The 12,882-nt window shown below is 71.3% G+C and carries 8 protein-coding genes and 1 pseudogene; 1 reads left to right on the top strand and 8 read right to left on the bottom strand.

From position 1 onward, the window contains the following. Positions 1-58 precede the first annotated feature (58 nt). The 5 genes from BKI49_RS05360 to aroC form a co-directional block, all read right to left on the bottom strand. Positions 59-1,165, bottom strand: coding sequence for an aminopeptidase P family protein (locus BKI49_RS05360; RefSeq protein WP_095933032.1), 1,107 nt, complete (start codon positions 1,163-1,165; stop codon positions 59-61). 301 nt (positions 1,166-1,466) lie between these two features. Beyond that, positions 1,467-2,369 carry a Pro-rich N-terminal domain-containing protein gene (locus BKI49_RS05365; RefSeq protein WP_095933033.1) on the bottom strand — a complete coding sequence of 301 codons (903 nt, stop codon included), beginning with the start codon at positions 2,367-2,369 and terminating at the stop codon, positions 1,467-1,469. Positions 2,370-2,659: 290 nt separating this feature from the next. Continuing rightward, entirely contained in the window at positions 2,660-3,751 is a 1,092-nt protein-coding gene (gene aroB / locus BKI49_RS05370) for a 3-dehydroquinate synthase (protein ID WP_095933034.1), read from the bottom strand. Beyond that, positions 3,748-4,263: a shikimate kinase gene (locus BKI49_RS05375; RefSeq protein WP_095933035.1), complete on the bottom strand. Its 516-nt coding sequence runs from the start codon at positions 4,261-4,263 to the stop codon at positions 3,748-3,750. Before BKI49_RS05375 ends, aroB begins: the two co-directional genes overlap by 4 nt. Beyond that, entirely contained in the window at positions 4,260-5,444 is a 1,185-nt protein-coding gene (gene aroC, locus BKI49_RS05380) for a chorismate synthase (RefSeq protein ID WP_095933036.1), read from the bottom strand. Before aroC ends, BKI49_RS05375 begins: the two co-directional genes overlap by 4 nt. Positions 5,445-5,821: 377 nt before the next feature. Between aroC and BKI49_RS35195 the strand changes: the two genes are divergently transcribed. Next, positions 5,822-5,965 (top strand): hypothetical protein, encoded by a 144-nt coding sequence (locus BKI49_RS35195; protein WP_179332340.1) that lies wholly within the window; start codon positions 5,822-5,824, stop codon positions 5,963-5,965. Between the two features lie 55 nt (positions 5,966-6,020). Here BKI49_RS35195 and BKI49_RS05385 read toward each other — a convergent pair whose 3' ends face one another. The 3 genes and pseudogenes from BKI49_RS05385 to mltG all read right to left on the bottom strand — a co-directional run bounded on the left by BKI49_RS05385 (position 6,021) and on the right by mltG (position 12,779). Next, on the bottom strand, positions 6,021-9,962 hold the full coding sequence (locus BKI49_RS05385) for a golvesin C-terminal-like domain-containing protein (protein ID WP_257004626.1): 3,942 nt from the start codon (positions 9,960-9,962) through the stop codon (positions 6,021-6,023). Positions 9,963-10,191: 229 nt separating this feature from the next. Further along, a complete protein-coding gene (locus tag BKI49_RS05390) occupies positions 10,192-11,034 on the bottom strand; it encodes a shikimate dehydrogenase (protein WP_095933037.1) in 843 nt (280 codons plus the stop codon). After that, positions 11,012-12,779: pseudogene (mltG, locus tag BKI49_RS05395) on the bottom strand (endolytic transglycosylase MltG). Before mltG ends, BKI49_RS05390 begins: the two are co-directional and overlap by 23 nt. Positions 12,780-12,882: the final 103 nt, after the last annotated feature.

A 12,882-nucleotide genomic window follows, 5' to 3' on the forward strand; every position in this document is an offset into this window, starting at 1 on the left:
GGTTGCGGAATCTCCTGGACTGACGTGGACGACCCCGGGACACGCGCACAGCTCGAAGCTAGAGCGCGAGCAGCTCCTTGGTCGTGATGGTGAGTAGCTCGGGTCCGCCGTCCGCCTCGGGGCGGACGACGAGCGTGTCATCGATCCGGACACCGCCCCGGCCCGGGAGGTGGACCCCCGGTTCGACGGTGACCGGCACACAAGCGTCCAGTTTACCCATGGCCGCGGGGGCCAGCTGCGGGTCCTCGTCGATTTCGAGCCCGACACCGTGCCCGGTCAGCGGAGGAAGTGCCTCCGCGTACCCCGCGGAGTCCAGTACCTGACGCGCGGCCCGGTCCACGTCACGGAAGGCGGCGCCGGGTGTCAGCGCCTCCCGCCCGGCTCGCTGGGCGGCGAAGACCAGGTCGTAGAGCTCGATCTGCCAGTCCGCGGGCGAGGTGCCGATGACGAAGGTGCGGCCGATCTCGCAGCGGTAGCCGCGGTAGGTCGCGCCGAGGCAGACGGAGAGGAAGTCGCCCTCCTCGACACGCCGGTCGGTGGGCCGGTGGCCGCGCCGCCCGGAGTTCGGGCCGGTGCCGACGGCGGTCGGGAAGGCCGGGCCGTCGGCACCGTGGTCGACGAGGCGGCGCTCCAGTTCCAGGGCGAGGTGCCGCTCCGTGCGGCCGACGAGGATGGACTCCAGGAGCTCCCCCAGCGCCTGGTCGACGATCTCGGCGCCGATCCGCAGCGAGGAGATCTCCTCCTCGTCCTTGATCACCCGCAGCTGCTCCACCGCTGCGCCCAGGTCTCCGAGGCGCAGCCGCGGCGCCACGGAGAGGATGGCGCGGTGCCGTGCCACGGTCAGATGGTGCTCCTCGACGGCGACGGACTCGGCGCCCTGGGCCGCGGCGACCTCGGCGGCGGCGACGGCGGCATCACCGCCGGCGCGCGGCAGCACCCGTACGAGCAGGGTCTCGTCGGGGCGTCCTTCCCCGGCCTCGCCGCTCGGCGGACTGCCGCACAGCAGGAGGTCCTCGGTCACTCCCAGCAGGAGCACGGCACCGGCCGGGGCCGCGCCGGCGAGGTACCTCACATTGGCCGGGCGGGTGACGAGCGCCGTCTCGCTCCCGCCGGCCGCACACCGCTCCCGGAGCCGCTCTCTGCGGGCCGCGTACACCTCTGGCATGAACCGAGCGTACGAGCGGTGGCCGGATGTCGCCGGTCAAGAGAGGCCGGACGGGTCCAGAAGGGCCGTTCCGGTGAGTCGGCGGGAGTGCGCGGGGACCGGCCGGCCGGAGTGCGGAGGCGCCGGGCACCTCGCCGCCGCGGGCCTGGTGGGCGGGGCCGGACGGCGCCCGCAGGAGCCGTCGCGGCGGCTGCCCACCACCGCCGTGGACGCGGGTCGCCGCCCGTCGTCGCGACGGCGGACCGGGGGCCCTCAGCGCGGCGGACCCGCACAGCTCACCCGTGCTGCGGGGAGGAGCGCGTCACCACTGCGGCGGGCTGGCGATCGATCGGGCGAGCACGTCGTCCAGGACGCGGGCCGTCGTCGGCACGTCGAGCTGGGAGTTGTCGATGATGGGCAGCCCGGAGCCGTACCACCCGGCCATGCGGCCGTGGATGCGGGCGACCTCCTCGTCGGACAGACGGCGGTTTCCGGAGCGCTCGGCATTGCGCTCCAGGACTATCTCCAGGCCGGGCAGCAGGACGACCGGCATCAGGCCCGGCCCCACGTGCCGCTTCCAGCCGCCGAGGCCGACCACCGGGCGGTCCGGGAAGACGGCGTCGTCCAGGATGCAGGAGATGCCGTTGGCCAGGAAGTTCCGTGCGGCGAAACCGCAGGTGCGGCGGGCGAGACGGTACTGCGCCTCCGAGTTGTCGTTCCACCCGGACTGCGGGTCGGCGAAGCCCGAGCGCACCCATTCGCGTACGTCGTCGAGGCTGATGTGCGCGGTGGGGACCCGCCGGTGGTCCGCCCAGTACTTGGCGACGCTGGTCTTGCCGGCGCCCGCGGGGCCGATGAGCAGGACCGCGAGCGTGGTGGCCGCGGGGTCGGGCGCTTCCGCGGCGGGCGACGGCGCGGGCACCGGCACCGGAGCACCGGACGGCAGCCGCACATGCCCGGTGGTGTCCGGCGTCGGCGGGACCGGTGCGTGGTGCGCATGCTGCGGCGCGCCCTGGTGGGGCGGCTGCGCGTGAGCGTGGTGCGGGGGCACGTGCTGCGGGGCCGGGGCGGGTGGCACCCCGGGAGGTACGGGCGCTCCGGCGAAACCCGGGGCGGGGGCGGGACCCGGGTGTCCCGGGTGGTGTCCGGCCGACGACCAGCCGGCGACCGGTCCGTGCCCCGGCTGGTGGGGCGGCGGCAGCGGAGCCCCCACTGCGTCCTGCATCCGGTGCCACTCCGTCTCGTTCTTCTCGGGCTCGGTTCACGTCCGGGCGCAGGAGCCGGTGTCGGGAGTCCGGCCGTGCGCGACCCCACGGGCCCTCGCACGCTCGTCCCCTCCGCACCGGCGCGACCCTTCGGCTCACTCGCCGCAGGCAATGCGCGCTGGCAGCGGGGCGCGAACCCCGCTTCGCTACCGAACGGTACCGTCCCCGGCCGTCGTTTGGTGAACGGCCGGGGTCGGCCCGAAGTGCCCGTGCCGCAAGGCGAATCGGACGGACGGTGCCTCGCGGGGACTTACTCGCCCACTTCGCCGTACGCGGCGAGCAGCACGGCGGGGTCCGGTCCCTCCATGACGGTGGGCTTGGCCAGCCCGTCGAGGACGATGAAGCGCAGCAGGTCGCCGCGGGACTTCTTGTCGACCTTCATGTTCTCCAGGAGCTTTGGCCACTGGTCGTAGCGGTAGCTCAGCGGGAGGCCGACGGACTCCAGGATGGTGCGGTGGCGGTCGGCGGTCGCGTCGTCCAGGCGGCCCGCCAGACGGCCGAGTTCGGCGGCGAAGTGCATGCCGACGGAGACGGCGGCGCCGTGCCGCCACTTGTAACGCTCGTTCTTCTCGATGGCGTGCGCGAGCGTGTGCCCGTAGTTGAGGATCTCGCGCAGCCCCGACTCCTTGAGGTCTCCGGAGACGACCTCGGCCTTGACCTTGATGGAGCGCTCGATGAGCTCGGCGGTGTGCGGGCCCGCGGGGGTGCGCGCCGCCTGCGGGTCGGCCTCGATGAGCTCCAGGATCACGGGGTCGGCGATGAAGCCGGCCTTGATGATCTCCGCGAGCCCGGAGACGAAGTCGTTGACGGGCAGCGAGTCGAGCGCGGCCAGGTCGCAGAGCACGCCGGCGGGCGGGTGGAAGGAGCCGACGAGGTTCTTGCCCTCGGCCGTGTTGATGCCGGTCTTGCCGCCCACCGCCGCGTCCACCATGCCGAGCACGGTGGTCGGAACGGCGATCCAGCGCACGCCGCGCAGCCAGGTCGCCGCGACGAAGCCCGCCAGGTCGGTGGTGGCGCCGCCACCGACGCCGACGATGACGTCGGTGCGGGTGAAGCCGGACTGGCCGAGGGCCTTCCAGCAGTACGCGGCGACCTCCGCGGTCTTGGCCTCCTCCGCGTTGGGCACCTGGACGGCGACCGCCTCGAAGCCCTGCTCGGCCAGGTCCGCGCGAAGCGCGTCACCGGTCTCGGCGAGCGCCTCGGGGTGGATGACCGCGACGCGCTTGGCACGGTCGCCGATCAGTGCGCCCAGTTCACCGAGGAGCTGACGGCCGACCAGGACCTCGTAGGGGTCGGTGCCCGCCGTGCCGCCGACCTGGATACGGGTCACTGCCTCGCTCATGCTTCCTTCAACTCCAGTGCGTCGAGGACCGCTTGGGCGACCTCTTCGGGGGTGCGGCCGTCGGTGGCCACGACGGCCCCGGCGACCTCGGTGTACAGGTGGCGGCGTGCGTCCATCAACTCGCGCCACTGGCGGCGCGGGTTGACGGCGAGCAGCGGCCGGGCGGTGTTGAGGCCGGTGCGCTTGACCGCCTCCTCGACGTCCATCGAGAGATAGACGACCAGGTGCGCGGCGAGCAGCGTGCGGGTGTCCTCGTCGAGGATCGCGCCGCCGCCGAGCGCGAGGACTCCCTCGTGCTCGGCGAGCGCCTTGTGCACGGCCTGCTTCTCGATCGCGCGGAAGGCCGGCTCGCCCTCGTCGACGAAGATGTCGGCGATGGTGCGGCCCTGCGCGGCCACGATGTCGTCGTCCGTGTCACGGTAGACGCAGCCGAGCCGCTCGGCGACGAGCGCGCCCACCGTGGACTTGCCGACGCCCATGGGCCCGACGAGGACAACGCGCGGGGCGGTCACCGGATGGCCAGGTTCTCAAGGTACGACTGCACGTTCCGGCGGGTCTCCGGGACACTGTCGCCGCCGAACTTCTCGGCGACGGCGTCGGCCAGGACGAGCGCGACCATCGCCTCGGCGACGATGCCGGCGGCCGGGACCGCGCAGACGTCGGAGCGCTGGTGGTGGGCCTTGGCGGCCTCGCCGGTGGCGACGTCGATGGTGGCGAGCGCGCGGGGCACGGTGGCGATCGGCTTCATCGCGGCGCGGACGCGCAGCAGCTCGCCGGTGGTGAGACCGCCCTCGGTGCCCCCGGAGCGGCCGGAGCTGCGCCGGATGCCGTCCTCGGTGTGGACGATCTCGTCGTGGGCCTTCGAGCCGGGCACACGGGCGAGCTCGAAGCCGTCGCCGACCTCGACGCCCTTGATGGCCTGGATGCCCATGAGCGCGGCGGCGAGCCGGGCGTCGAGACGTCGGTCCCAGTGGACGTGGGAGCCGAGGCCGACGGGCACGCCGTACGCCAGGACCTCGACGACGCCGCCGAGGGTGTCGCCGTCCTTGTGGGCCTGGTCGATCTCCGCGACCATCGCCTTCGACGTGTCGGCGTCGAGGCAGCGCACCGGATCGGCATCGAGGCGCTCGACGTCCGAGGGCTTCGGGTACACGCCGTAAGGGGCCTTCGCCTGGGCCAGCTCGACGACGTGCGAGACGATCTCGATCCCGGCCGTCTCCTTCAGGTACGAGCGGGCCACCGCGCCGAGTGCCACGCGGGCCGCGGTCTCGCGGGCGGAGGCGCGCTCCAGGATCGGCCGGGCCTCGTCGAAGCCGTACTTCTGCATGCCGGCGAGGTCGGCATGACCGGGGCGCGGCCGGGTCAGCGGGGCGTTGCGGGCCAGTTCGGCGAGGACCTCGGGGTCGACCGGGTCGGCGGCCATGACCTGTTCCCACTTGGGCCACTCGGTGTTGCCGACCATGACGGCCACCGGCGAGCCGAGCGTGAGGCCGTGGCGCACGCCGCCCAGGAAGGTGACCTCGTCGCGCTCGAACTTCATGCGGGCACCGCGTCCATAGCCCAGGCGCCGCCGGGCGAGGTGGTCGGCCACCATCTCCGTGGTGATCGGCACGCCGGCGGGAAGGCCCTCCAGCGTCGCGACAAGTGCGGGACCGTGGGACTCCCCCGCGGTCAGCCAGCGCAACCTGCTCAACGGTGCTCCTCATGCTCGCGCCCTGGTACTGCTGCTGCGTACGCGCGTCCTCGTGTACGGCGACGGCGTGACCGGGTGCGCGGCCCTGGCCCGCCACCTCCGATCCTCCCACGTCCGGGGCTCGGATCCGGTCGCAGGTCCATCAGGCGGACGCACATCGTCACGTGAGCTCGACCGGACGTCACCTGTGCGCGACCGGCGAATTCCGGCCACATTCCGGCAAACCCGGCCCTTTCCTCGCGCATTCCCCTGACGGAAAAGACGGTCAGATGCACGCGAAGGGATTCCCGAGTCCGGCCCGCGAGGAGAATGCAGGTCGCTCGTCGAGGGCGGCGCTCGGCCGTACCGCGAGTCGCTCCGGGCCTAGTCTGTGGGGCGTGAATGCGAGACGTTTCCTGAGATCGGTCGGCGGCCAGTTCCTTCTCGCGACGCTGGCGGTGCTGCTTCTGTTCCTGCTGGTCGGAGCCGGTGTCTCGTACCTGCTCGGAAGCGCCTTCGGGGGCGGCTGGTTCGTCTTCTGACCTGCGCGGCCGGGGTGTGCGCCCATGGTGCGGGCCACGCCCCGGCCGCCTGCCGTCAGTGCAGGGTGCCGTTCAGGGCGTCCTCCAGCACCTGCGCATAAGCGGTGGTGCCGAGATCATTGGGATGAATGGATCCACGACTGGGCATCGCGGCCTCCTGGAAATCTCCCGGACCGTTCGGACTCATCTGAATGGGATTGATGTAGTGGGGCCCGTCACAGAAGGCGTGGCCCTCGAACTTGTACTGCGGGTTCGTGTAGACGATCTTCGGGTCGCCGAAACTCGTCGCCGACTGCTTCATCACCGTGGCGAGTTTGTCCGCCCACGAGTTGAAGATCGCGACCTCACGGTCGTTGTACTCGACCGCGCACGCCGTGGGGCTGAACAGCCGGGGGTACCCCATGAGCACGATCTTGGCGTTCGGCGCCTGCGAGCGGATCTCGGTCAGGGTCTCCGAGACCCAGGGTCCGACACTGTTGGCGATGAACTCCGGCTCGTACTCCGTGAGCGGCTTGGGGTCGCTCTTGTACGTGTATCCGCTGTCGGAGCAGTCCGTGGCCGCGCAGGCCGCCGCCAGGGGTGAGAACCGCGCGTCGTTGCCGCCGATGGAGATCGTGACCAGGGTCGTGTCCGCGCTGAGCACACCGGAGCCCAGCTGCGGGATCTCCCCGAACTCCCCGTCGTTCCCCCAGCCCCAGGGGGCCGTCTGGTCGTCGCGGCCCGCCGAGTACTTGCCGAGCGCGTTGTCCGTGTACGCGCCCGAGCAGGCGACGAACTGGTAGTCCAGGGTCGGGTCGTTCGCGTCGGCGAGCGCGCCGACGGAGGACGAGCGGCCCGGCAGGACGGCCTTGCGGCTCCAGGCGTTGGCGCTGCGGTGGCAGGCGTTCCACGTCCGCTTGCCGTAGTCCATGTCCGACTCGGGGGCGTACGATCCCGCGCCCTCACCGGACGAGAACGAGTCGCCCATCGCGACGACGAAGTCCTTGGGCTTCGCGGACAGCGGCACGAACGCCACCGCGTCCCAGGCCACGTCGTCGTCGGCCGTGCCGTCGCCCGCGGCGTTGCTCAGGGAGACGCTCTGCGGCTTGGAGCCGTTGACGAAGTGGTACGTGCCGAGCGGGTACCACTCGTTCTTCGACGTGACCTGGTTGATCGTGCGGTGCCGCGTGGTGCCGTCGCCGAGGGTGATGTCGTACCTGGCCTGCTGCGACTCGGAGCCGGTGGACGGGAGGTGCACCATGACCCGTGCCCACTGGTCGAGCCGCTGGGTCAGCGTCCAGGTGCCGGTGACCTTCATCTGCGTGATGCGGTTGGCGCTGTTACGGGTGTGCGCGAACCAGAAGTGGGCGCCGAAGCCGCCGCCGACCTGGTGGAAGTCCTCCTTGCCCTCGTACGTGGTGACGGTCCCCGGGGTGTCGGCGAAGTCCCAGGACATGGTTCCGGCGTTGCTCCAGGTCTTGGAGCAGTCGGTGCGCATGGTCGGTATGCCGGCGGCCACGTCGTCGACGATCCGGGCGCCCGAGGGAAGTCCGCTCGTGGAGCAGTTGGGCTGGCCGCTGTTGCCCCGGCCGAGCTCGGCACGCAGCGTCTTGTAGGTGAGGGTCTCGTTGCCGCACTCGAGGGAACAGGTCGTCTTCCAGCTGGCGTTGGCGTGGTACCAGTACTGCTTGTAGCAGTCCTCCGTGGTGCACTGCGGCGGGTTGCCCGAGTCACAGCCGTTGCTGCCGTTGCAGAAGGTGTCCAGGGACGGCTTGACCCGTGTGCGGGCTCCCGCGTTGCCCCACCACGCCGCCTGGAAGCCGTGGGTGTTGCCGCTGTCCTGCACGCCGGCGTCGCTGTAGGAGCGGCCGGTGTCGATCGGGAAGGCGGCCCAGCCCATCACCTTTTCCGGGTAGGGCCACTTCTGCGGCTGCGCGGCGTCCGCGTAGTGGTTGTTGTCGAGGAAGGCGAACCGGTCGGCCGGGTACTTGGGGTTGGCCGGGTTGTTCAGCCAGCCGAGGCCCCATTTGCCGCTGGAGTCTGGGGTGTTGTAGCCGAGGTTGTAGTTCCAGGCGGCGGCGAACCAGTTCTCGATGTACTTGGGGTCGTCGTCGTTGATCTTGATCGTCTGGCCGTCGGTGTGCAGCTCGTTCCACTTGTTCGCGAGCGTCTGCGCGGCGACGGCGACGTTCGCGGCGTAGTCGAGCGCGATGGCCCGCTGCTGGTCCGCGGGGAGGGCGCCCGGCTTGCCGGGCTGCTGACGGGTGGCGACGCTCATGCCGTCGGTCTGCTGGCCGATGCCGTAACCGCAGTCGGCCTTGGCCCAGTCGATCGACCAGATCTTGGTCGGGTCGTAGCCGGTGGTGCCCGGGTAGATGTTCGTGCCGTAGAAGTTGCCGATCAGCGCGTTGCCCGTCTGGCCCGGCAACGCGTGGTACGACGCCTGCCACAGGTTGGACTCCTGCGCCAGGATGCCCAGCAGCACCTGCGCCGGGATCCGCGAACCCGAGGCGGCTCCCTTCAGCGCGGGCACCGGGAACATCGTCGACGGCGAGACCGAGGAACCGAGGCCGTCGGCCGAACGCCAGCCGCCCTGGGTGATGTAGCCGCTGGTGAGGTTTCCGCGGATCGCCATGTCCACGGCCCACTCGACCTGGTTCGGGGTGGGCTGGAGGGCCTGCTGCGACTCGTCGTTGCGCGGGACGGAGCAGGTCCGCTCGGGGTCGGACGTCGTGTTGGACGAGGCCGCGGTGGCGGCGAGGGCCTGCTTGGTGCTGCCGCCCGCGGTGGCGGTCCGCAGCGCGGGCGAGTGCTGCCCGGCCCCGCTGGTGGTGTCCGGCGGGACGGTGAAGTCCACCTTCTTGTCGGTGGCGGGTACCCGGGCCTCGATGGTGAACGGCAGCGGGCTGTCGTCACCGGTGGCCGCGAGCGGGCTGGTCACATGGGAACGCAGCCCCTCGGAGACGGCCCGCTCGATGACCAGACGGCCGTGCGAGGAGACCTCCGTACCGGCGTCGGCCTCCAGTCGCCGTATGCCGCTGGGCAGTTGGGCGACGCCTTGCGGCTTCCCGGTGAGGAACAACCGCCCGCCGGTGCCGGCGGACAGTCCCACCTTGCCGAGGGTTCCGTGCGCCAGTTCCGTGACCTTGCCGCCCGCGGCCCGGCGGACGGCGACATCGTTGCCGTGCCGGTCGAGGAAGCCGACGCCGCCGTCCGCGTCGGGGTGCAGACGGAACGCGGGACCCGACGTCCGGCCGATCAGCTTGGTGGAACCGTTGCCCGTGATGCGGGTGAGCCGGTTGCCGAGGGCCGCGACCGTCGCGTCCCCGACCGGGACGGCGGACGTCGCCTCGCCGCGCACGGTGACGGTGCCGCTCACCTTGCCGGTGACGGTGTTCAGCCGCAGCAGCCGCGTCTTGCCGACCTCCTCGTCGGCGGCCTGGGTCAGCACCGCCGTCTCCCCCGTGCCGCAGCCCGGGTTGAAGTAGGCGAGCGAGACCTGCTGCGGCAGCTTCGTCACCTTGTGGGTGCCGAGGTCGACCACCGCGGCGAAGGCGCCGCGGTCGAACAGCGCGGGAGTGTTGGTGAAGGTGCGCGGCGCATAGGCCACCACGGCCCGCTTGCCGGAGCCCGAGACGCACACGTTGCCGATCCACGCGTCCGCGTCGAACCCGTCCTCCCGCAGCGTGGCCGCCTCCTGCCACCGGTAGGCGTCGGCGCTGTCGGCGACCAGGACGTGCAGTCCGCGCGCGTCGCCCGCCACGGTGACGGCCCGGTCGTCCGACGTCCGCCAGCCCTTCGGCAGCGTACGGTCCGGATCGGCGACCTGGGACGGACCCGACGGATCAGTCGTCGTCCCGGCCGTCAGCGCGGCCGTGTTCGGGGCCTTGCCCGCCGAGGCCCCGCCGTCGCCCGGCGCCTGGGGTGCGGCGAGGGCGTACGCCGAGGGCAGCATGCCCACGGTCAGGGCCGACGTCAGTACGACGGCCCATCTCTTTCTTGCCGTTCGGAGTTTCACCTGTCAGCCGTCCTGCTCCCTGTCGGCCCGCGGGTCACGCGGGAAACGGATGGTCCATGCAACATCCGCTGGGAACAGTAGGAGGCCGTCGCGGTGACGGTTCTGCGATCACGGGCACTGGCGCAATGCCGCCAGCCGGTGCGGGCGTTCGGGAAAACCCCCGGCGCCCGGGGCCTGATCCGGCAATTCCCGGCGTCGCGTGAGGCGGGCGGGAACTGCCGGACGAGACCTAGCGGGCGGCGAGCGCGTGCTCGCCCGCCTTGCGCATCGCGTCGAGCGGAGCGGGCGAGCGCCCGGTCATCTGCTCGACCTGAAGGACCGCCTGGTGCAGCAGCAGGTCGAGTCCGCTGACCACGGCCCCGCCGTAGGCGGACCAGCGCGCCGCGAGGTCCGTGGGCCACGGGTCGTAGAGCACGTCGAAGAGGGTCGCGGGCCGTTCCGGGACCGCGGCGGCCAGCGCGTCGGTGGTCCCGGCCGGAGTCGTGGCGATCACCAGCGGCGCGCGCAGCGCCTGCTCGGCGTCCGCCCAGTCCGCGGTTCGCACCTCGACGTCGAGTCGTTCGCCCCATTGCCGCATCTCCGCGGCGCGCCCCTCGCTGCGGACGTAGGCGACGACCTCACCGGTGCAGATCCGGGCCAGTGCGGCCAGCGCGGAGGACGCGGTGGCGCCCGCGCCGAGGATGGCGGCGGAGTCCACCTCCTCGATGCCCCGCTCACGCAGGGCGGCGACCATGCCCGGGATGTCCGTGTTGTCGCCGACGCTGCGCCCGTCCTCGGTGAACACCACCGTGTTGACGGCCTCGACGGAGGCCGCCGTGTCGCTGATCTCGTCCAGCAGCGGCATGACAGCCCGCTTGAGCGGCATGGTCAGCGACAGCCCGGCCCACTCCGGGCCGAGCTCCGCGAAGAACCCGGGCAGCGCCTCCTCGTCGACCTCGAAGCGGTCGTACGACCGGTCGCCGAGCCCCAGTTCCGTGTACGCGGCCCGGTGGAGCACCGGGGACAGCGAGTGCGCGATGGGGGAACCGAGGACGGCGGCCCGACGGGCGTCAGTTCTTGCCCGAGCTGTCATTGAACTTTTCCTTGAGCTTCTGGAAATCGGCGTAGGTCTTGGCGAACTCGGTGTTGCTCTGGCCGTCGGTCGCCACGAAGTAGATCCAGCCGTCGTCCGTCGGGTTGAGCGCGGCCCGCAGCGCCTCGTCGCCCGGGTTTCCGATCGGACCGGGCGGCAGCCCCTTGCGCGTGTACGTGTTGTACGGGTCCTGGTTGCTGTTGATCTCCGACTCGCTGATGTCGATGTTGCTCTGCTTCTTCAGGTAGTTGAAGGTCGAGTCGAACTGCAGCAGCTGGTTGGTCTCGGTATTGGTCGGCTTGAGGCGGTTGTAGACGACTTCGGCCATCTTGCGGAAGTCGTCGTGCGTCTTGCCCTCGGCCTGGACCAGACTCGCGACCGTGACGAGCTGGTACGGGCTCTCCAGGCCGAGACTCTTGGCCTTCCCCTTGAGGTCGAGCTCGTTGTACCTCTGGTTGGCCTGGGCGACCATCTTCTTCAGGACATCCTCGGGCTTCATGCCCTTGGCGGCCGGATACGTGGCCGGGTAGAGGAACCCCTTCCAGCGGGTCCTTGACGTCCTTGCCGGCCTTCGCCCAGTCCGGCAGCCCGAGGTTCTTGTAATCCTTCTGGGCCACCTTGCCGGTGGTACCGCCCGGAAGGTGGAGCTTCTTGTCGATGGCCTCGTAGACCGCGGAGTTCCGCTGCCCCTCGCTGATGGTCAGGTTGTTCTGACTCTTGGGGTCGAGCATCCATTTCACGGCGCTCGCGGCGGACATCTGCTTCTTCATGGTGTACGCGCCGGCCTGGATGGAGCCCGATTCGGAGTTCTGGGTGAACGCCGACACGAAGGCGTCGACGCTCTTGACGACGCCGGCGTCCCGCATGAGGCGCCCGATCTCCGCACCGCCCGCACCCTTGGGCACCTGGACGTTCACGCTCTCGCCGGTACCTTCGCCCGCATAGTCCGGCGCCGGGCCAAAACGATTCTGGTAGAACTGGTACCCGTAATATCCGACTCCGCCGAGTCCTCCTCCGAAGACCAGTACGACCACGAGGCAGGCGCAGCCGCTGCGACGTTTCTTCCCTTTGCTCCCGCCCTTGCCGCGGCGGTCGCCGCGGCCCCGGCGGCCCTGCGGATCGTCGTCGAAGTCGTCGTCGTCATCGTCTCCGCCACCGGCGAAGAAGGCGTGTTCGCCCTGGTCGGGACCGGGGTCCCAGTCCGTCTTCGGCTCGGGTTCGGCGCGTCGGCGGGCCGGCGGCTCCGGAGGCGGATAGGCGTCCGGAGTGTTGTAGTAGTCGGGCTGCCCACCGCTGTACTGCCCGCCGTACGGGTCGGCCGGATCGGCGGCGTACGGGACCTGGGTGTGCGACCCGGTGTTCCAGCTGCCGTCGTTGTACTGCTGCTGCCCCTGACCGGCGTACTGCTGCTGCCCGTGGTCGACGTACTGCTGCCCCTGGCCCGCGTAGTGCTGGTCCGGGTACTGCTGCTGGCCCTGGCCGGAGAACTGCTGCTGCCCCTGGCCGGAGAACTGCTGCTGGCCCTGGTGCGGATACTGCTGCTGCCCCTGGCCGTACGCGTCCTGCTGACCCGTGCCCCAGCCGCCGTACTGCGCCTGCTGCTGCGGCTCCTGCGGGTGGTGCTGTGGCTGGCCGCCGTAGGGGGACTGGCCGTCGGCGGCCTGTCCTCCCCATCCGCCGTCCCCGTACAACGGGTCCTCCGGATGCCACGGTTCGGAGCCTGCGCCCCGGCCATACTCAGTCATCGATCCCCTACGAGCCGCGAGACGGCGGCTGCTGGTGCGGTGAGCCCGGCTCCCGTCCGCCTCTTTGCTGTGCGGCGGCTGTTCGAACACCACCGCATCGCGC

The sequence above is a fragment of the Streptomyces sp. Tue6028 genome (assembly GCF_002300165.1).
In the GTDB taxonomy this organism is placed as follows: Bacteria; Actinomycetota; Actinomycetes; order Streptomycetales; family Streptomycetaceae; genus Streptomyces; species Streptomyces siamensis.